16 protein-coding genes, 1 tRNA gene and 1 pseudogene are annotated in these 19,173 nt (G+C 68.5%); 12 read left to right on the top strand and 6 right to left on the bottom strand.

Features of this window, described 5'->3' with window-relative positions:
• From G3I71_RS51905 to G3I71_RS43750, 3 genes and pseudogenes are all read left to right on the top strand, one after another.
• Positions 1 to 171: pseudogene (locus G3I71_RS51905) on the top strand (formyl-CoA transferase); the annotation flags it as partial.
• 102 nt (positions 172 to 273) lie between these two features.
• Positions 274 to 801 (top strand): carbonic anhydrase, encoded by a 528-nt coding sequence (locus tag G3I71_RS43745; RefSeq protein ID WP_164324238.1) that lies wholly within the window; start codon positions 274 to 276, stop codon positions 799 to 801.
• A gap of 247 nt (positions 802 to 1,048) precedes the next feature.
• On the top strand, positions 1,049 to 1,831 hold the full coding sequence (locus G3I71_RS43750; protein ID WP_164324240.1) for an acyl-CoA dehydrogenase family protein: 783 nt from the start codon (positions 1,049 to 1,051) through the stop codon (positions 1,829 to 1,831).
• An 84-nt stretch (positions 1,832 to 1,915) separates the two neighbouring features.
• Here the strand turns inward: G3I71_RS43750 and G3I71_RS43755 are convergent, their stop codons facing one another.
• A complete protein-coding gene (locus tag G3I71_RS43755) occupies positions 1,916 to 2,605 on the bottom strand; it encodes a GntR family transcriptional regulator (protein ID WP_164324242.1) in 690 nt (229 codons plus the stop codon).
• Between the two features lie 266 nt (positions 2,606 to 2,871).
• Here G3I71_RS43755 and G3I71_RS43760 point away from each other — a divergent pair, with 266 nt between their 5' ends.
• The 5 genes from G3I71_RS43760 (at position 2,872) to G3I71_RS43780 (ending at position 9,106) form a co-directional block, all read left to right on the top strand.
• Positions 2,872 to 3,387 (top strand): formate dehydrogenase subunit gamma, encoded by a 516-nt coding sequence (locus tag G3I71_RS43760; protein WP_239149721.1) that lies wholly within the window; start codon positions 2,872 to 2,874, stop codon positions 3,385 to 3,387.
• Complete coding sequence (locus tag G3I71_RS43765; RefSeq protein ID WP_164324244.1) at positions 3,384 to 5,024, top strand: NADH-quinone oxidoreductase subunit NuoF; 1,641 nt, start codon at positions 3,384 to 3,386, stop codon at positions 5,022 to 5,024. The genes G3I71_RS43760 and G3I71_RS43765 overlap by 4 nt, the downstream gene beginning before the upstream one ends.
• Entirely contained in the window at positions 5,021 to 7,837 is a 2,817-nt protein-coding gene (gene fdhF / locus G3I71_RS43770; RefSeq protein WP_164324246.1) for a formate dehydrogenase subunit alpha, read from the top strand. Before G3I71_RS43765 ends, fdhF begins: the two co-directional genes overlap by 4 nt.
• Position 7,838: 1 nt before the next feature.
• Positions 7,839 to 8,054 (top strand): formate dehydrogenase subunit delta, encoded by a 216-nt coding sequence (locus G3I71_RS43775; RefSeq protein ID WP_239149722.1) that lies wholly within the window; start codon positions 7,839 to 7,841, stop codon positions 8,052 to 8,054.
• Positions 8,055 to 8,167: 113 nt separating this feature from the next.
• Positions 8,168 to 9,106 (top strand): LysR family transcriptional regulator, encoded by a 939-nt coding sequence (locus G3I71_RS43780; RefSeq protein WP_164324248.1) that lies wholly within the window; start codon positions 8,168 to 8,170, stop codon positions 9,104 to 9,106.
• 9 nt (positions 9,107 to 9,115) lie between these two features.
• Here the strand turns inward: G3I71_RS43780 and G3I71_RS43785 are convergent, their stop codons facing one another.
• Positions 9,116 to 10,690 carry a FadD7 family fatty acid--CoA ligase gene (locus tag G3I71_RS43785; protein WP_164324250.1) on the bottom strand — a complete coding sequence of 525 codons (1,575 nt, stop codon included), beginning with the start codon at positions 10,688 to 10,690 and terminating at the stop codon, positions 9,116 to 9,118.
• A gap of 257 nt (positions 10,691 to 10,947) precedes the next feature.
• On the opposite strand from G3I71_RS43785, the gene oxc reads away from it, so the two are divergent.
• Positions 10,948 to 12,696: an oxalyl-CoA decarboxylase gene (gene oxc / locus G3I71_RS43790; protein ID WP_164324252.1), complete on the top strand. Its 1,749-nt coding sequence runs from the start codon at positions 10,948 to 10,950 to the stop codon at positions 12,694 to 12,696.
• Between the two features lie 73 nt (positions 12,697 to 12,769).
• Complete coding sequence (gene frc, locus G3I71_RS43795; RefSeq protein WP_164324254.1) at positions 12,770 to 14,026, top strand: formyl-CoA transferase; 1,257 nt, start codon at positions 12,770 to 12,772, stop codon at positions 14,024 to 14,026.
• A 117-nt stretch (positions 14,027 to 14,143) separates the two neighbouring features.
• On the opposite strand, the gene G3I71_RS43800 is transcribed toward frc, so the two are convergent.
• Positions 14,144 to 14,569, bottom strand: coding sequence for a PAS domain S-box protein (locus G3I71_RS43800; RefSeq protein WP_164324256.1), 426 nt, complete (start codon positions 14,567 to 14,569; stop codon positions 14,144 to 14,146).
• 204 nt (positions 14,570 to 14,773) lie between these two features.
• A complete protein-coding gene (locus G3I71_RS43805; RefSeq protein WP_164324258.1) occupies positions 14,774 to 15,745 on the bottom strand; it encodes a 2-dehydropantoate 2-reductase in 972 nt (323 codons plus the stop codon).
• Positions 15,746 to 15,976: 231 nt separating this feature from the next.
• On the opposite strand from G3I71_RS43805, the gene G3I71_RS43810 reads away from it, so the two are divergent.
• Both G3I71_RS43810 and G3I71_RS43815 read left to right on the top strand, forming a co-directional pair.
• A complete protein-coding gene (locus tag G3I71_RS43810; RefSeq protein ID WP_164324260.1) occupies positions 15,977 to 16,654 on the top strand; it encodes a GntR family transcriptional regulator in 678 nt (225 codons plus the stop codon).
• Positions 16,655 to 16,804: 150 nt separating this feature from the next.
• Positions 16,805 to 16,892, top strand: a tRNA-Leu gene (locus G3I71_RS43815).
• Between the two features lie 88 nt (positions 16,893 to 16,980).
• Here the strand turns inward: G3I71_RS43815 and G3I71_RS43825 are convergent.
• Both G3I71_RS43825 and G3I71_RS43830 read right to left on the bottom strand, forming a co-directional pair.
• On the bottom strand, positions 16,981 to 18,252 hold the full coding sequence (locus G3I71_RS43825; RefSeq protein WP_164324262.1) for a tyrosine-type recombinase/integrase: 1,272 nt from the start codon (positions 18,250 to 18,252) through the stop codon (positions 16,981 to 16,983).
• A 5-nt stretch (positions 18,253 to 18,257) separates the two neighbouring features.
• The gene (locus G3I71_RS43830) at positions 18,258 to 18,824 is read right to left on the bottom strand and encodes a MarR family transcriptional regulator (RefSeq protein WP_164324265.1); all 567 of its coding nucleotides are present in this window, start codon (positions 18,822 to 18,824) and stop codon (positions 18,258 to 18,260) included.
• Positions 18,825 to 19,173: the final 349 nt, after the last annotated feature.

Genomic DNA, 19,173 nt, shown 5'->3' on the forward strand with positions numbered 1-19,173 from the left:
CCCGAACGCGGCCCCTTCACCACCGTCGGCAACCCGATCAAACTCTCCGACTCCCCCACCCACATCACCACCCCACCCCTCCTCGGCCAGCACACCGAAGAAATCCTCATCGGCGAACTCGGCCTGGAGGATGACGAGTTGCCGTTCCTCAAGGCGCAGGGCGTGATCTGACCGACGGCGGCCGACGCCGCTCCACTCCGTCCCGGGCGAGGCGTAGACCGCCGCGCCCGGGACGGCGCCCGTTCGAATCCGACCGGAGTGAGGAAGCCCAGCATGTCGACCCACGCCCTCCGACTCGCCCAGCAGACGGTCACAGACCGACTCGTCGAGTCCAACCGCGCCTACGCCGCCGGCTTCACCGACCCGGGGATGGATGCCCGCCCTGTACTTCAGGTGGCCATCGTGGCCTGCATGGACGCCCGTATCGACCTGCACGCGGCCCTCGGCCTGGAGTTGGGCGACTGCCACACCGTCCGCAACGCCGGCGGAGTCGTCACCGACGACACCATCCGTTCCCTGACGATCAGTCAGCGTGCTCTCGGCACCCGGAGTGTCGCCCTCATCCACCACACCGGCTGCGGCCTCCAGACCCTGACCGAGGACTTCCGGCACGAACTGGAGCTGGAGGTCGGACAGCGCCCGGCGTGGGCGGTGGAAGCCTTCCGGGACGTCGACCAGGACGTACGGCAGTCGATGCAGCGCGTGCGCACCTCACCGTTCCTGCCGTACACGGACGACGTCCGGGGCTTCGTCTTCGACGTGACGACCGGACTGCTGAGGGAGATCGACCCGCGGGCCTGAGCCCGCCGCCCGTCCTCACCCGGCCGCGTCGTCACGCGCTCCGGTCGGTCAGTGCGGTGATCTGCGCGAAGTGGAAGCCGGTGGTGCCGGCGGTGCTGACGTATGAGGTTCTCGGCGATCAGGGCGGGCTCGCTCCGGGCATCCGTGCCACGGGGGGCGAGAGCCGTGGGAATTTGGCTCGTCCGCCTCTGGCGCTCAACAAGAGTGTACAGAATACTGTATGCAATCACTCTGAGGGGGTCCCTCCGTGTCGTACCGCACAGCTCTGGCGGAAGTCCTGGCCCGTGCCGTGGCGCCCTGCGTCCAAGTCACCCGCACGGAAGGTAGGTTCCCCCGTGGTGCCGTGACGGCCTTCGGGGCCACCGGACTGCTGGGGCTCACCGTCTCCACCGAGTTCGGCGGCGCCGGACTCGGTCTGCCGGAAGCCGCCGAGGTGGTGGCCCGTACCGCGCGGGTCTGCCCGGCGACGGCGGCCGTACTCCGGTGCCACTACGCGGCGGTCGCCGTCATCGAGTCGTACGGCAGCCCCTGGGTGCGCGGCGAGATCGCCGCCGGCCGGCACCTCAGCACCCTCGCCCTCGTGGAGGACGACACCGGTGGGCAAGAGGCGGAGGCCCACCTGCTCATGCCGCGCTGCACAGCCGTTCGATCCGGTGGCGTGGTCGCCCTGCGAGCCCGTAAACGCCGGGTGGTCGCGGCGGGGGAGGCCGACAGTTACGTCTGGTCCTCCCGGCCGCTCGGTACGCCGGACGGCCTGAGCCTCTGGGGGGTTCCGGCGCATGCCCCGGACCTCTTCGTGCCCGCTCGGCCCGATGCCGCCGGGCCGCCCGGCAGCGCCACGTCCACGGTGTTCGCCGACCCGGTGCTGGTGCCCGCCGACGCGCGGCTGGGTCCGGACGGCGGCGGGCACGACATCGTGGTGCGCACGGTCCTGCCGTGGATGCGGGGACTGTGGACCGCTGCCGGAGCGCGGTCACCCCACCTCACGGCTGTCGAGGTTCGGCCCGCCGACTCCCTTGCCGCGTCCTGAACTCGGGCTCCTGCACTCCAGGTCCTGAACTTCAGCTGCTGAACTTCAGCCCACAGAGCGCCCGTTCCGATACCTCTGCGGATGTCAGCCCTGGCTCGCCCCGGTGGCGAGTTGCTTGCGGTAGAAGTCGGTCGTGCGTTCGGTGTGCTTGCGCATGACCTCGCCCGCGCGGTCCGCGTCGCCCTTGGCGATGGCCTTGATGAGCTGGGTGTGCTCGTTCCATGCCTCCTTGCCTCGGGGCTTGGCGATGGGCGTGTAGTACCAGCGCACCTTCTGGCCCACCTGAGCGAGCATCTCGGCCAGTACGTCGTTGGCGGCCACGGACGTGACGCATGCGTGCAGGGCGGTGTTGGCCGCGACCAGGCGCTCGACGTCGCCGGCGGCGAGTGCGTCCATGCCCTGCGACTGGAGCTCGCAGAGGCGCTCGACGTCCTCGGGCTTCGCGTTGCGGGCGGCGAGCTGGGCCGAGTAGGTCTCCAGCACCGAGCGGACGCCGAGGAGTTGGGCGGCTTCCTCCTCGGTGGGGGAGTGGACGAAGGCACCCTGTGCGGGCCGCAGGTCGACCCAGCCGGCGGTCTGGAGGCGCTGAAGAGCCTCACGGACCGGCTGCCGGCTGACCCCGAGGTGCTCGGCGAGTTCGGCCTCGACCAGATGCTGACCGGGCTTGAGGGAGCCGTTGACGATCAGTTCGGTCAGGGCGTCGTACACGGCCTGGCGCAGAGGTGCCGGGCGGGTGACGCGCCGGGACGCTGCGGCCGTGAGTGCCTCGCGCATGATTGTCCCGTTCTGCTCTGCCGCCGGGTCGACGGCCTTTGCCAAGAGGTGGCCGCCGAGAGGGTTGCCGACGGTGGTTTCAGCATACAGGTTTTGGTATGCAACATGGCGTGAGTGTTGCCCGAAAGGGTTGATCGCAAAGGTCTGTCGCGAGGCACATCTTTGACTGTCGTCTGTATACAGAAGCCTGTATGGGGTATTGTCTCAGTCTCCTGCACCCCTCGCCCGGGACGCCGGGGACCCGTGTGACGGAAGGCGGAGCGATCATGGCGACCAGCGGTAGCGACATGTCGGTCGAGAGCGTGGTCCGGAGGGTGGTGGCCGACCACCGGGATCAGCGCGGCGCGCTGCTGCCCGTACTGCACGCGGTCCAGGCCGAGTTGGGCCATGTGCCGCAGGAGGCGATACCGGTGCTGGCCGACGAGCTCAACCTCTCCAGGGCGGACGTCCACGGAGTGGTGACCTTCTACCACGACTTCCGCCGCGAGCCCGCGGGCCGCACCACGGTACGCATCTGCCGTGCCGAGGCCTGCCAGGCGCTGGGCGCCGACCGCCTCGTGAACTACGCGCGCGAGAGCGGACTGACTCTGGGGGAGACATCGGCGGACGGTTCGGTGACCGTCGAGCAGGTCTTCTGCCTGGGCAACTGCGCGCTGGGACCGGCGGTCGAGGCGAACGGACGGCTGTACGGACGAGTGGGACCGGCCCGGCTGGGCTCCATCCTCAGCGGGACGCCGAACGCGACGCTGGACGAGACACTCAACGGGACGGTCTCCTCATGAACGACTCCTCGCCCGCCGCCGCGACCGTCTACGTCCCCCGCGACTCGGCGGCCAGGTCCGTAGGCGCGGACGAGGTCGCTGGCACCCTGCAACGGGCCTCCACGCGCGGGGACTTCGCCATCGACGTCGTACGCAACGGATCACGAGGCATGCTCTGGCTGGAGCCGATGGTCGAGGTCGTGACCCCGCAGGGCCGCGTCGGCTACGGCCCGGTGACCGCCGAGGACGTGGAGGCACTCCTGGCCGCAGGCATGCTGGACGGCGCGGACCACCCACTGCGGCTCGGCCTCGTCGATGAACTCCCTTGGCTGGTCCGCCAGACACGCGTCACCTTCGCCAGAGTCGGTGTGACCGACCCCCTGTCGACACGGGACTACGTCGAGCACGGCGGCCTGGCCGGGCTGCGCGCCGCCCTGGACATGACGCCCGCCGACGTGGTCGCCCAGGTCACCGAATCCGGACTTCGCGGTCGCGGCGGCGCCGGATTCCCGGCCGGTATCAAGTGGAAGACGGTCCTGGACTGCGCCGCCGAGCTGAAGTTCGTCTGCTGCAACGCCGACGAGGGCGACAGCGGGACCTTCGCCGACCGCATGGTCATGGAGGGCGATCCGTTCCTGCTCATCGAGGGCATGACCATCGCCGCGCACGCGGTCGGCGCGAGCGAGGGCTACCTCTACATCCGCTCCGAATACCCGGACGCGATCGCCACGATGCGTGAGGCGATCGAAATCGCCCGCGAGCACGGCTGGTTGGGCAAGGGCATCCTCGGCTCCGCACTCGACTTCGACCTGCATGTACGCGTCGGCGCCGGCGCGTACATCTGCGGCGAGGAGACCTCCATGCTGGAGAGCCTGGAGGGGAAGCGGGGCACGGTCCGCGCGAAGCCGCCGATCCCGGCGATCGAGGGCCTGTTCGGCAAACCGACCGTGGTGAACAACGTCCTCACCCTGACCACCGTCCCGGTCGTGCTCGCGAACGGCGCGAAGGCCTACCAGGACCTCGGCGTCGGCCGCTCACGCGGCACCCAGGTCTTCCAGCTCGGCGGCAACATCGCGCGCGGCGGCATCGTGGAGACCGCCTTCGGCATCACCCTGCGCGAACTGGTCGAGGACTACGGCGGCGGCACCCGTACCGGCCGCCCGCTGCGCACCGCGCAGGTCGGCGGCCCGCTCGGCGCCTATCTGCCGACGTCGATGTTCGACCTGCCGATGGACTACGAGGCGTTCGCCGAGGCCGGCGCGATGCTCGGGCACGGTGGGATCGTCGTCTTCGACGACAGCGTCGACATGGCGGCGCAGGCCCGTTTCGCGATGGAGTTCTGCGCCGAGGAGTCCTGCGGCAAGTGCACACCGTGCAGGGTCGGTTCGGTGCGCGGCGTCGAGGTGATCGACAAGATCGTGGCCGGCACGCACCGCGACGAGAACCTGGCCCTGCTCGAAGACCTCTGTGACCTGATGACGGACGGCTCGCTGTGCGCGATGGGCGGGCTGACCCCGATGCCCGTACGCAGCGCCCTCACGCACTTCCCCGACGACTTCCTCGGCGGTCGCCGACTCCTGGACATCCAACCGGTCCCATCGATCCAGGTGATCCAACCCGTACAAGCCAGCGGCGTGAGGACGGAGGGAACGGCATGACACTCCTCAAGGAACCCGACTTCGGAACCCCGGAACGGCCCGGTCCGGCAACGGTGTCCGTGGAGGTGGACGGCTTCCCGGTGACCGTCCCCGAGGGGACCTCGGTGATGCGCGCCGCCGCGCAGGCCGGCGTGGACATCCCCAAACTGTGCGCCACCGACAGCCTGGAGGCGTTCGGTTCCTGCCGCTTGTGTGTGGTCGAGATCGACGGCCGACGCGGCACCCCGGCATCGTGCACCACACCGTGCGCCGACGGCATGAAGGTGAGCACGCAGACGCCGAAGGTGGAGAAACTCCGCCAGGGCGTCATGGAGCTCTACATCTCCGACCACCCCCTCGACTGCCTCACCTGCCCGGCCAACGGAGACTGCGAACTCCAGGACATGGCAGGCGTGGTGGGGCTCAGGCAGGTCCGGTACGGCTACGAGGGGGAGAACCATCTCGACGCCGAGAAGGACACCTCGAACCCCTACTTCGACTTCGACCCGTCCAAGTGCATCTCCTGCTCCCGCTGCGTACGGGCCTGTGGCGAGGTACAGGGCACGTTCGCGCTGACCATCGAGGGGCGCGGCTTCGACTCCAAGGTCTCGGCGGGCGCCGGCGAGACGTTCATGGACTCGGAGTGCGTCTCCTGCGGCGCCTGCGTGCAGGCCTGCCCGACGTCGACGCTCCAGGAGCGCTCGGTCGTCGAACTGGGCATGCCCACCAGGTCGGTTGTGACCACCTGTGCGTACTGCGGTGTCGGCTGCTCCTTCAAGGCAGAGCTGCGCGGCGACGAACTCGTGCGCATGGTGCCGTACAAGGACGGCGGCGCGAACGAGGGCCACTCCTGTGTGAAGGGCCGCTTCGCCTTCGGCTACGCCACCCATCCCGACCGCCAACTCAAGCCCATGGTCCGCGAAAGGATCACCGACCCCTGGCGCGAGGTCGAGTGGGACGAGGCGATCGGGACGGTCGCCCGCCGTATGCGCGAGCTCCAGGACCGGTACGGAACGAGCTCGGTCGGCGCCATCACCTCCTCGCGCTGCACCAACGAAGAGGTGTACGTCGTACAGAAGATGGTGCGGGCGGCCTTCGGCAACAACAACGTCGACACCTGTGCCCGCGTCTGCCACTCCCCGACGGGATACGGACTCAAGCAGACCTTCGGCGAGTCGGCCGGCACCCAGGACTTCCGTTCCGTGGCCGAGGCCGACGTGATCATGGTGATCGGCGCCAACCCCACCGACGGGCACCCGGTGTTCGCCTCCCGGATGAAGCGCCGGCTGCGCGAGGGTGCCGAGCTCATCGTCATCGACCCGCGCCGCATCGACCTCGTGCGCTCGCCGCACATCGAGGCCGCGCACCATCTCCAGCTCAGGCCGAGCACCAACGTCGCCGTCGTCAACGCCATGGCCCATGTGGTGGTCAGCGAGGGCCTGTTCGACCGGGCCTTCGTGGACGACAGGTGCGAGGACTTCGACGAGTGGGCGGAGTTCGTCGCCCGCCCCGAGAACAGCCCGGAGGCGGTCGAACCGATCACCGGCGTACCGGCCGCCGAACTGCGGGCCGCAGCACGGCTGTACGCGAACGCCCCCAACGGAGCCATCTACTACGGACTCGGCGTCACCGAGCACAGCCAGGGCTCGACCATGGTCATGGGAATGGCCAACCTCGCGATGGCGTGCGGCAACATCGGCCGGGACGGCGTCGGTGTGAACCCGCTGCGCGGCCAGAACAACGTGCAGGGCTCCTGCGACATGGGCTCCTTCCCGCACGAACTCCCCGGCTACCGGCACGTCTCCGACGACGCGGTACGCACCGTCTTCGAGAACCTCTGGGGCGGAACTCTTCTCGCCGAACCGGGACTTCGCATCCCGAACATGTTCGACGCGGCGATCGACGGCACCTTCCGCGGCCTGTTCGTACACGGCGAGGACATCGCCCAGTCCGACCCGAACCTCAAGCACGTCACCGCCGCCCTCGAAGCCATGGAACTGGTCGTCGTACAGGACCTGTTCCTCAACGAGACGGCCAAGTTCGCGCACGTCTTCCTGCCCGGGGCGTCGTTCCTGGAGAAGGACGGCACGTTCACCAACGCCGAACGGCGGATCAACCGGGTGCGCGCGGTGATGAAGCCGAAGACGGGCAAGCACGAGTGGCAGATCGTCAGCGAGATCGCCACCGCCATGGGCTACCCGATGGCGTACGACCACCCGAGCCGGATCATGGATGAAATCGCCTCCCTCACACCGACGTTCACCAACGTCTCCTTCGAGCTGCTGGACAAACTCGGCAGCATCCAGTGGCCGTGCAACGAGGAGGCGCCGGAGGGGACACCCATCATGCACGTGGACGAATTCGTGCGCGGCAAGGGCAGGTTCGTGGTCACCTCCTACGTACCGACCAACGAACGCAGCACCCGGCGCTTCCCGTTGGTGCTGACCACGGGACGCATCCTCAGTCAGTACAACGTCGGCGCGCAGACCCGCCGTACCGGCAATGTCGCCTGGCACCCCGAGGACATCCTCGAACTGCACCCGCACGACGCCGAGGACCGCGGCATCAAGAACGGCGACATGGTGTCGCTCGCCAGCCGGGTCGGGCAGACGACGCTCCGCGCGGAGATCTCCGACCGGATGCCGACCGGGGTCGTCTACACCACCTTCCACCATCCCGTGACCGGCGCCAACGTGGTGACCACGGAGAACTCCGACTGGGCGACCAACTGCCCCGAGTACAAGGTGACCGCCGTGCAGGTCGGCCTCGCCCGCCCCACCCAGACCGCCGAAGCCGAACCGGCGGCGGCCGACCTGGTCATGGTGGTGGACTGAGATGGCCGCGACCGCAGTACCACCGGAGCGCCGCATGGCCAACGACATCGCCGCGAACCACGGCCACCTGTCCGACGACGTCGCCGCCGAGGCGATCGCCGGGCACGTGGGGAAGTACTGGGACCCACGCATGCGTACACGCTTGTACGAGTTCGTCGACGCCGGAGCGGACGGTCTCGACCCCCTGGTGGTGGCCGCCGTGAAGCTCCTGCGCTGACTTGCGCATCGTGTGCGTCGATCAACACGGTTGCTGCCCCTGTACATCATCCCCATGGTGCATACAGTATGGAGCAGGGTGGTAGGACGGCCTCGGACAGGGAGGAGTCGTTCATGCTGTTCCGGCAGCTGGAGTACTTCGTGGCGGTGGCGAGGGAACGGCACTTCGCCCGGGCGGCAGAGTCCTGCTACGTGTCGCAGCCGGCGCTCTCGGCGGCGATCGCCAAGCTGGAACGGGAGTTGAACGTCACCCTGATCAACCGCGGGCACAACTACCAGGGCCTCACCCCGGAAGGCGAACGGCTCGTGGTGTGGGCCAAGCGCATCCTCGCCGAACAGGATGCGTTCAAGGCCGAGGTGGCCGCCGTACAGTCCGGCATCACGGGAACACTGCGGCTGGGCACGGACCCCACGGCGTCCACGACCCTGGCGCTTCCCGTGGCCGCGTTCTGCGCGGCGCACCCGCTGGCCAAGGTGCAGGTCCGGTCCCGCCTGTCGACGAAGGAACTCCACCGCCAACTCCGCGACTACGAACTGGACGTGGCGATCGCCCACTTCGACCCGGGCGACCAGGACGGCCTGCAGGTCGTCCCCCTCTACCAGGAGCAGTACATGCTGCTGGTGTCGGACGACCAACTCGTCGCCCAGTCCGCCACCGTGACGTGGGCGGACGCGGCCCAACTCCCGCTCGCGCTGCTGACACCCGACATGCGCATCCGCCAGATCGTCGACACGGTCTTCGCGGAGAAGGGGTTCGTGGTGACCCCGCAGGTGGAGACGGACTCCATCGCCTCCCTCTATGCCCATGTGGGTGGCGGTGGTTGGGCGAGCATCGTGCCGCACACCTGGCTGCGCGCCATGCCGGTCGTCGGCCGGACGAGAGCGCTGCCCCTGGTCGACCCGGAGGCCGGCGCCCAGGTCTCCGTGGCGATCCACGCGGCCACACCCGGCTCGGTCGCCGCCCGGGCGTTCGTCAACGCCGCGACGGGCCTGTCCCTGGACGACTTCTTCGCCCGCCCGCTGCCCACACCGACCGAGCATCGCGTGCGCTGAGCCCCGCCGTCAGCGTGCGTACCGGGACTGGACGGCCTTCCGGTCCAGGCCCCCCTTCGCGGTGTACGGCAGGGCGGCCACCACTTCGAGCCGGTCGGGCACCTCGAACGCGGCCAGCCGGTCCCGGCAGTACCGCAGGATCTCCGCAGGCCCGATGCTGTAGCCCTCGCGCAACACCACGGCCGCGCCGACCCGTTGCCCGTACACCGCGTCGGGTACGGCGAACACGGCCACCTCGGCGACGCCCGGGCAGCCGGCGAGGATGTCCTCGACATGCTCGGGCGAGATCTTCTCCCCGCCACGGTTGATGAGGTTCTTGATCCGCCCGGTCAGCGACAGATACCCGTCCCCGTCCAGCGTGCCCAGATCACCGGTGCGCAGCCACCCGTCGACGAAGGTGTACGCAGTACCGTCCCGGTCGGCGAGATAGCCGCGGGCGACGGTCGGGCCGTGCACCCACACCTCGCCCTCGGCACCCACCGGACACGCCCGCCCGCTCCGGTCGACGACCCGTACCTCGACCCCGGTAGGTCGCCCCACCGACCCCTGCTTCAACGCGCCCCGCTCGGGCAGCGGTTCACTGGTCGCCTGGTGGGAGGACTCGGTCATCCCGTACGCGGACAGCAGCGGCGCGCCGAACGTGCGCTCGAGCGCACGCTGCGTGGCCGTGTTGAGGGGAGCGCTGCAACTCCGTACGAACTTCAGGGGTGGCCGCTGCGACCCCGGGGACTCCCGCTCCGAACGGTCGAGCAGAATCTCGTGGATGGCCGGCACGGCAGTGAACCAGGTGGCGGTGACGGCGCGCATGTCGTCCCAGAACGTGCCCGCCGAGAACCGCCCCCGCTCGGGCAGCAGCACGCACCCTCCGCTGGCCAGTGAGGCCAGCAGCGCCGCGAACAGCCCGTGGCCGTGGAAGAACGGCATCACCGCGACCGTCGCGTCGGCAGGGCTCAACTCGTAGGTGGCACATATGTTTTGGAGGGACGCGGCCACGTTGCCGTGGGTGATGGGGACCATCTTCGCCCGGTCGGTGGTACCCGCGGTGAACAGGACGAGGGCGTCCCGGTCAGACAACTCGCCCGCAGCGCCCGTTGCTTCGGGCACGGCACCGGTTTCGAGCGTGACGGTCGCCGTACCCGCCCGTGAGGCGTCCACCCGCAGGGGCCATACCGGGACCGGTAGTACGGCGTGGGACACCGACGGCCCGACGAGGACGGCCCGAGCTCCCAACGCCGTCAGCCGCACGGCGAGTTGGGACACGGGAAGCGCCGGATCCAGCGGAGCGACCACCAGGCCGGCCCGCGCCGCACCCAGCAACGCAACCACGAACTCAGCGGTGTTGGCACAGATCAGGCCGACCGCGTCACCGCGCCTCAGCCGCGTACGGCCGAGCCGGGCAGCCACGTCGTCGGCCAGACCGGCGAGACCCCGATAGGACAGGTGCACCCGTTCGCCGGTGACGACCAGAGCCTTGGCGTACGGGCGTTCACGCACCTGCCGGTCGAGGAGATCCACGAGGCCCGTGACCGCCGGAGGCCGGTACGGGTTCGCGTCGCGCACGGATGCAGCGGCCGGAACGGTCATGACCCCACCCCCTCGCACCAGTTCTGATGAAGCAGTCCTCTGCGAGCCTGCGGCGACCCCGCGGTGCACGTCCAATACGCACTGGTGAACGGCCGATAGCAGCCGTCTATCAAGGGAGTTGGCGCGGCCTCCACCAGCGGTCGATAGACGCTGCTTATCGGCTGGTCGCCGATGGGTCTTGGACGCGGGCGGACGCGCTGCGGATGGTGAGAGAAGTAGCCGCTCCGGCAGGACCTGCCCAAGGAGGACCTCGGACCATGACCGCCCCCTCGCCCCTGGAGACCGCGGCATCAGCCGACGTTCCGACCGAGCTCACCGACGGGTACCACCTGGTCGTCGACGCGCTCAAGATGAACGACGTCGACACCATCTACGGAGTGGTCGGCATCCCGATCACCGACCTGGCCCGCCTCGCCCAGGCACAGGGCATCCGCTACATAGGCTTCCGGCACGAGAGCAACGCCGGACACGCGGCGGCGGCGGCCGGCTACCTCAACAAGAAGCCCGGCGTGGCACTGACCGTGTCGGCGCCCGGCTTCCTCAACGGCCTGGTCGCGCTGGCGAACGCGACCACCAACTGCTTCCCGATGGTCCAGATCTCGGGCTCCAGCGAGCGTCACCTCGTCGACCTCAAGCAGGGCGACTACGAGGAGATGGACCAACTCGCCGCCGCGCAGCCGTTCGTGAAGGCCGCGTACCGGGTCAACCGCGTCGAGGACATCGGCCGGGGCATCGCCCGTGCGCTGCGCACCGCGATTTCCGGGCGCCCCGGCGGCGTCTACCTCGACATCCCCGCCGCGGTGCTGGGCGCCATCATGCCCGCCGCGGACGGCGCGAAGACGCTGAGCCGCCTCGTCGACCCCGCCCCGCGACAACTGCCCGCGCCGGAGGCCGTCGACCGTGCGATCGAGCTACTGGCAGGCGCCGAGCGGCCGTTGGTCGTGCTGGGCAAGGGCGCCGCGTACGCCCAGGCGGACGACAAGGTCCGCGAGTTCATCGAGTCCACCGGCATCCCGTACGTACCGATGTCGATGGCCAAGGGCCTGCTGCCCGACGACCACCCGCAGTCGGCGGCCACCGCGCGTTCACTGGCGCTGAAGAAGGCCGACGTCGTGATGCTGATCGGCGCCCGCCTCAACTGGCTGCTGGGGCACGGTGAGACGGGGTGGAACCCCGACGCCGAGTTCGTCCAGATCGACATCGACCCCAAGGAGATCGACAGCAACCAGCCCATCGCCGCCCCGCTCGTCGGTGACATCGAGTCGGTGCTCGAAGCGCTCGCCGAGCGGACCAAGCCCGGCCAGATCACGGCCCCTTCGGCCTGGCGGGAGGAACTGGGCGCCCGCTCGGCGCAGAACGTCGCGAAGATGGCCGAGCGCCTCGAAGCCGATCCGCACCCCATGCAGTTCATGGGCGCCCTGAAGGCCGTACGCGACATCGTGCGCGCGCGCCCGGAGACGTACATCGTCAACGAGGGCGCCAACGCCCTGGACATCGCGCGCAACGTCATCGACATGCACGTACCGCGCCACCGCCTCGACAGCGGCACCTGGGGCGTCATGGGCATCGGGATGGGTTACGCCATCGCCGCAGCCGTCGAGAGCGGCGCACCGGTCGTGGCCGTCGAGGGCGACAGCGCCTTCGGGTTCAGCGGGATCGAGATCGAGACGATCTGCCGCTACAACCTGCCCGTCGTCACCGTGATCATGAACAACGGCGGTGTCTACCGAGGCGACGACGTCAACCCGTACGACGACGCCCCCTCGCCGACGACCCTCATGGGCTCGGCCCGCCATGACCTCCTGATCGAGGCGTTCGGCGGCAAGGGCTACCGCGCGACCACGCCCGCCGAGGTCACCGCCGCCCTCACCGAGGCGCTGGCGTCGGGCGGACCGGCCCTCATCGACTGCGTGATCGACCCCTCGGCCGGCACCGAGAGCGGCCACATCGCGCACCTCAACCCCAAGGGCATCACCGTCGGCAACATCACGCCCGCGAAGAAGTGACCCCGACTCCCTCGTGCACCTCGAACCTCGAACTCCCGTTCCGTACGCGTACGTTCACGAAAAGGAAGCAGACATGAGTGAAAAGCCGCTCGCCGGAATCAAGGTGATCGACTTCACCGGGGTCCAGGCCGGTCCCGCCTGCACACAGTTGCTCGCCTGGTTCGGCGCCGACGTCCTCAAGGTGGAGCGCCCCAACGGCGGCGACGTCACCCGTAATCAGCTGCGGGACATCGAGGACCTCGACGCGCTGTACTTCACGATGCTCAACAGCAACAAGCGGTCCCTCGCCATCAACACCAAGACCGCCGAGGGCCTTGAGGTGTTGGAGAAGCTCATCACCGACGCCGACGTGCTGGTGGAGAACTTCGCCCCGGGCGCCCTGGACCGCATGGGCCTGACCTGGGAGCGCATCCAGGAACTCAACCCGCGCCTGATCTTCGGCTCGGTCAAGGGCTTCAACGACGACTCGTCCTGGAACGACCTCAAGGTCTACGAGAACGTCGCCCAGTGCGCGGGCGGCGCCGCCTCCACCACCGGCTTCTGGGACGGCCCGCCGACCATTTCGGGCGCCGCCCTCGGCGACACCAACACCGGAATGCACCTGGCGATCGGCATCCTCACCGCGATCATCGACCGGAGCAGGACGGGCAGGGGACAGAAGGTCTCCGTCTCCATGCAGGACGCCGTGCTCAACCTGTGCCGCGTCAAGCTGCGCGACCAGCAGCGTCTGGAGCGCGTCGGCTACCTGGAGGAGTACCCGCAGTACCCGAACGGCGAGTTCACCGACGTCGTCCCGCGCGGCGGCAACGCGGGCGGCGGCGGGCAGCCCGGCTGGGTGCTCAAGTGCAAGGGCTGGGAGACCGACCCGAACGCGTACATCTACTTCACCGTCCAGGAGCAGAACTGGAAGCGCACCGCCGAGGTGATCGGCCGCCCCGAGTGGGCCGAGGACCCGGAGTACGCCACTGCGCGCGCCCGTCAGTCGAACATCTTCGAGATCTTCGGGGAGATCGAGAAGTGGCTCGCGGACAAGACCAAGTACGAGGCGGTGAACATCCTGCGCGAGTGGGAGGTGCCCTGTGCCCCGGTCATGAGCATGAAGGAGCTGGCCTACGACGAGGACCTGCGCAAGAGCGGCACGGTCGTCGAGGTCGAGCAGAAGGGCCGTGGCACGTACCTGACCGTCGGCAGCCCGGTGAAGTTCTCCTCCTTCAAGCCGGACATCGCCGGCGCCCCACTGCTGGGCGAGCACAGCTCCGAGGTCCTGGTCGAACTGGGCTACGACGAGGAGACCATCGGCCGGCTCAAGGAGAGCGGGGTCATCGTCTGACATCCCGGCCCGGCCCGGCCTGGCCCGGCCCGGCATGAGCTGGCATGACCTGGTTCACAGAGATGGAAGCGGCCGTGACCCGAGGGTCACGGCCGCTTCCGTGTGGTCCGGCGGGCTTCAGGCCGTTGCCTCGGCCCGGCGCCGCATCAGCTCGCGCTCCCGCTCGCGTCGCGCGGTGACGTCCCGGATGACCGCGCCGACGTACGTGCTGCCGTCGGGGGCCGGCAGCAGGACCACGCTGAACTCGATGGACAGCTTGCGGCCGTCCGCCGCCAGCGCGGGAACGTTCAGCAGATCCGCGTCCCCGTACCTGGTCGTCCCCCGGTCCATGGCTTCCTGGAAGCCGTCCCAGTGACGCTTCCGGTGCCGTTCGGGGATGATGACGTCCAGGCTGCGACCGTCCACCTCGTCCGCCGAGAACCCGAAGATGCGCTCCGAGCCCCGGTTCCAGAAACGGATCAGTCCGTCGCCGTCGATGATCACTATGCCGTCGGGCGCCTGGGCAGCCATTCCCAGCACCACCTCGGGATTCAGATCTTCCATGTCGCCTCCGTGCTGGGGCAGTTGGATACTGAACGCATACCGGGAGGCAGTATACAGATGGATAGTATACAGAATCCAGACTGAATGAAGGTGAGACGGCGGGACGGCGGGACCTCCATCGCCGCCGGAGGTCCCGCCGTCGCGTGCCGTGGCTCGAATGCTTCGGCTACGTCAACTACGGCAACTGCATTGACTGCATCGGCATCATGCGGCGGTCCCCAGGGCGAGGAGGTCGCTGATGGCGTGGACGGTCCGGAGGGTGGGGACCTCGACGCCGGTGATGTCGGCGAGTTCGATGACGGCGGTCAGAAGGACGTCGAGTTCGAGGGGTTTTCCGCGCTCGAGGTCCTGGAGGGTGGAGGTGCGGTGGTCGCCCACGCGTTCGGCGCCGGCGAGGCGGCGTTCGATGGAGATGCCGATGCGGCAGTTGAGGGCCTCGGCGACGGCGAGGGTCTCTTCCATCATGGTGTGGATGACCTGACGGGTGCCGCCGTGACGGCACATCTGCCGCATCGTGGCGCGTGCGAGGGCGCTGATGGGGTTGAAGGAGATGTTGCCGAGGAGCTTGAGCCAGATGTCGTTGCGCAGGTCGGCCTCGACGGGGCATTTCAGCCCGCCGGCCTGCATGGCCTCGCTGAACTCCCGGCAACGCGGGGAGAGGGTGCGGTCCGGTTCGCCGATCGAGAAGCGGGTGCCCTCCAGGTGTCTGACGACGCCTGGCCCTTCCAGCTCGGTCGCCGCGTAGACCACGCAGCCGATGGCCCGCTCCGGCGCGAGCACCGCACTGACCGCACCGCCAGGGTCCACACTCTCGATGCGGTGGCCGTCGTGAGGTCCGCCGTGGTGGTGGAAGTACCACCAGGGGATGCCGTTCTGCGCGGCGATGACCGCGGTGGACTCGTGGAGCAGCGGCTCGATGAGCGGCCCGCACGCCGCGTACGAGTTGGCCTTGAGGCCGAGGAAGACGTAGTCGACGGGGCCGATGTCGGTGGGGTTGTCGGTGGCGTGGGCGTGAGCGGTGAAGTCACCGCGAGGGCTGAGGACCCGTACGCCGTGTTGCCTCATGGCCGCGAGGTGCGGTCCACGGGCGACGAGATGGACGTCGGCGCCTGCTTGGTGCAGGGCGGCGCCGACATAGGCGCCGATGGCTCCGGCGCCGAGGATGGCGACTTTCACTGGGTGGCGCTCCGTTCGGTCGAGGGTGTACCGCGGAACTGTCGAATACTGTCGACGAAATATTGTCTACAGGATGGAGGTGGTGGCAGCAAGGGTTTGGGACACCGGCCCGACGGCCACCCGTGCCGCGTGATCTCGGGTTTCCGGGCGTTTGTGCGCCGTAGACTGTAGGCGAAAGCCAATTCATACTGGGCTCATAGGTAGCGACGGTGCTGCAGAGGAGGGGCTGTGATGTTGTCGACGACAGGACTGCCGCAGGGCGCGGTGCCCAAGCTCGAACGCCCCGGCCCATTGCGCGACCGCGTCTACGAGGCGCTGCTCGAACTGATCACCACTCGCGCCCTGCAGCCCGGACAGCACCTTGTCGAGAGCGAACTCGCCGGCCACCTCGGGGTCTCCCGGCAGCCGGTTCGCGAGGCGCTGCAGCGGCTCAACACGGACGGGTGGGTCGATCTGCGGCCCGCGCAGGGCGCCTTCGTGCACGAGCCGACGGAGGCGGAAGCGGATCAGCTCCTCACCGTCCGCACCCTGCTGGAGGCCGAAGCAGCCCGGCTCGCCGCCGCGAACGCGAGTGCCCCGGCCATCGCCGTGCTCGAGGAACTGTGCGCGGAGGGCGAGCGCGCGGTCGCCGCCGACGACGTGGACGCCGCGGTCGCCATGAACGCCCGGCTCCACGCGAAGATCATGGAGCTGGCCGGAAACGCGGTCCTCGCCGAACTGGCGGCGCAGGTCGACCGGCGGGTCCGCTGGTACTACACGCCGGTCGCCCGGCAGCGCGGACGGCAGTCCTGGATCGAACACCGCGAGCTGATCGCGGCGATAGCGGACCGCGACGAGCGGCGCGCGACCGAGATCATGCGGGCCCACACCGAACACACGCGGAAGATGTACCACGAGCGGGAGAAGTAGCCGCCGCGCACCCACCTCCATCTCCACCCCCATTCCCGTAGCCGCCCGGTCGCTCGGGGTGAGAGATATGCAGGTGAAAGCCAGTCCGAAAGCTTGGTATTGTTGGTCATGTCGCTGCGGGGCACACCCTCGATCTGCGGCAGACACCTTGTCCGGGTGGCGGAATGGCAGACGCGCTAGCTTGAGGTGCTAGTGCCCTTTATCGGGCGTGGGGGTTCAAGTCCCCCCTCGGACACCAGCTGAGACCCCACTTCACGTGGGGTTTTCTGCATTCCAGGGCTGTGGCGTGACCAACCACGTGACCAACAGCCTGGAGAATCCCCAGGTCAGACCAGGGATGACAGGTTGATCCTGCCCGCACCGGAGGCGGCCAGTCGGCGCGCTCCGTCCTTACGAGAGTGGCCGTACTTGGCCATGGTGTAGCCCGGCGAGTGGTGCCGGACGTTGGCGGAGACCTCTACCGGGTTCTCTCCGGCCTCCAGATCGTTCGTGACCTTGCTGTGCCTCCAGTCGTGAATACGGAAGTCCTCCGGGAGGTGCAGACGGTTGCGGAGGGTGCGCCAGCGTGCCGACACCTTCTCGGGGTCCTGGGGGCCGCCTGCCTCGCCCCGGTAGAGCTTGAAGCCGTCACGGGCGAACACCAGGTCGTGATCCACCCATGCCGTCCCGAGCCGGGCCCGTTCGGCTTCCTGCCGCTCCTTCTGCCGCTTGAGAACGTTCATCACGGCCTGATCGACGTAGATCACCGCGTTGTCGTCACCATCCTTGGTCAGCTTCCGCAGGCGGTAGGTATTGCCTTCCTCGACGACCACCCAGCCCAGTTCGATGGCGCACTCTTCCCAGCGGACGAGAGACCACTTCATGCCCAGTGCCTCACTGCGCCGGACACCGGTAGCGGCGTAGACGGTCCACAGCGGAGCGTCCCGGAGGCAGTGATGAGCCAGGCCCTCGTCACAGACCCGGTTTCCGCACGGCTCCCACACTGCCGCTAGGAAGCGGGCCGTCTGGTCATCGTCGAGAGTCGAGAACTTCTGTTCCTGGGCCCGTATCTCCCGCGCCGTGGGCGGGTGAGCGAGCCCCGCCGGGTTGGCGGGGATCAGCTTGGGCACGGCCGCCCCGAGAGCACCGGAGAGGATGTTGTGGACGTGCCGGACGCTCTTGGCCCCGAGGGGCTTGCCCTTGTTGGTCGGGCACGGTGCGGATTCCAGGAGCCGGTACAGATCGTCAAGCGTGTCGTCGGTGACTTCACACAGCTTCACATCACCGATGTGCGGCTTGATGTGCAGACGGATCTTCGTCTCGTACCCGGCCACGGTCGTCCCCTCCTTCCTGAGATTCGACAGCCACTTGTCGAGCCAGTCACCCAGCTTCATGTCCGAGCGGGCCGCAATCTTGCCCGCGTCGTAGTTGGTGTGCCACTCCCGCAGCGCCTTCTCTGCTGCGGTCTTGGTCGGGTACTCCCGACCGATCCAGTAGCGAATTTGCTTGCCCTGCGCCTTGTCGAAGTGGAGCGGGGTGCGCACACCCCAGGTATTCGGTCTGCCCTTGCGCGGGATCTCCACCGGAGTCCCCCCGAGCCCGTTACCGCGCTTCGCCACGTGGGTTACTGCTCCTTCCTGTCACTGCTCAACCAGTCGTTGAGGATCGTGGTGGCCTTGTCCGTGAGCCGCTTGCCGTCCCACAGCCCAAGTTCCTTGGCGCGCTTGACCCGCTCGGACAAGGTGGCCTTGCCGACACCCAGGCGGGCCGCCAACTCCCCTTGCGGGGCCGTGGTCTCCGTGGCACGCAGCCGGGCCAACTCGGCCACCAACAGGGCGTAGTCCAGCTCTGTGCGGCAGCGCTCCGGCACTGGCCACGGTTCGCCCATGACCTGGTTCTGCTGCGGTTCCAGTGCCGCCCGGAACTGCGCCTTGATCTGCGCGAAGGGGACCTGTCGCAGGAGACTGGCCGGAATGCCGTCGGTCTCCAGGGCCTGATCCATGAGCCGGACGATTTCGTCCTCGTCGGGCCCTCCGATGCTGAGCCGGATCTTTAGTTCGATCGGTCCGGTGAAGGGGGCGTTGATGTCGGCACGCGCGGAGACCTCCCATGGGCCGTAGTACCGGCGCCACACCAGCTCGCTGCCGTCGTGGTGCCACTCGTTGACTGCGTCCGTCTCATCTGTGCTCACAAGATCCACCATACGCGTAGCCGAACTAGATGCAACAGGTTCGATCATGTGGCGATGGTCACCCTTTATGAACTTGACGCAACCTGTTCGGAGAGGGGCACTCTGGAGGCAGGCCGGACAGCAGGAGGCGGAAGCAGCCGCCCACCGGCCAGCGGAGGACGCATTGACCAAGCTCATGACCGTTGACGACGTGGCCGCCTACCTGAACAAGCCCCGTTCCTGGTACTACAGCCGTGACTCGCGATCTCGCTTGTCGCGGGTGGCGTAGTGGCAGCGTTGTGCGCGTGCTTGGTGGGTTCGGCGCCAGTGCGACTGGATGATCACGATCGCCGGTGGTGGCGGTGTGGTG

This window comes from Streptomyces sp. SID12501 (genome assembly GCF_010550245.1).
Lineage (GTDB): Bacteria > Actinomycetota > Actinomycetes > Streptomycetales > Streptomycetaceae > Streptomyces.

Excerpts from the sequence above, each read along its gene's own strand:
- G3I71_RS43765 (WP_164324244.1), top strand. The coding sequence starts at position 3,384 with ATGAACGACTCCTCGCCCGCCGCCGCGACCGTCTACGTCCCCCGCGAC.
- frc (WP_164324254.1), top strand. The coding sequence starts at position 12,770 with ATGAGTGAAAAGCCGCTCGCCGGAATCAAGGTGATCGACTTCACCGGG.
- G3I71_RS43775 (WP_239149722.1), top strand. The coding sequence starts at position 7,839 with ATGGCCGCGACCGCAGTACCACCGGAGCGCCGCATGGCCAACGACATC.
- G3I71_RS43800 (WP_164324256.1), bottom strand. The coding sequence starts at position 14,569 with ATGGAAGATCTGAATCCCGAGGTGGTGCTGGGAATGGCTGCCCAGGCG.
- G3I71_RS43810 (WP_164324260.1), top strand. The coding sequence starts at position 15,977 with ATGTTGTCGACGACAGGACTGCCGCAGGGCGCGGTGCCCAAGCTCGAA.
- G3I71_RS43785 (WP_164324250.1), bottom strand. The coding sequence starts at position 10,690 with ATGACCGTTCCGGCCGCTGCATCCGTGCGCGACGCGAACCCGTACCGG.
- G3I71_RS43760 (WP_239149721.1), top strand. The coding sequence starts at position 2,872 with ATGGCGACCAGCGGTAGCGACATGTCGGTCGAGAGCGTGGTCCGGAGG.
- G3I71_RS43755 (WP_164324242.1), bottom strand. The coding sequence starts at position 2,605 with ATGCGCGAGGCACTCACGGCCGCAGCGTCCCGGCGCGTCACCCGCCCG.
- oxc (WP_164324252.1), top strand. The coding sequence starts at position 10,948 with ATGACCGCCCCCTCGCCCCTGGAGACCGCGGCATCAGCCGACGTTCCG.
- G3I71_RS43780 (WP_164324248.1), top strand. The coding sequence starts at position 8,168 with ATGCTGTTCCGGCAGCTGGAGTACTTCGTGGCGGTGGCGAGGGAACGG.
- fdhF (WP_164324246.1), top strand. The coding sequence starts at position 5,021 with ATGACACTCCTCAAGGAACCCGACTTCGGAACCCCGGAACGGCCCGGT.
- G3I71_RS43745 (WP_164324238.1), top strand. The coding sequence starts at position 274 with ATGTCGACCCACGCCCTCCGACTCGCCCAGCAGACGGTCACAGACCGA.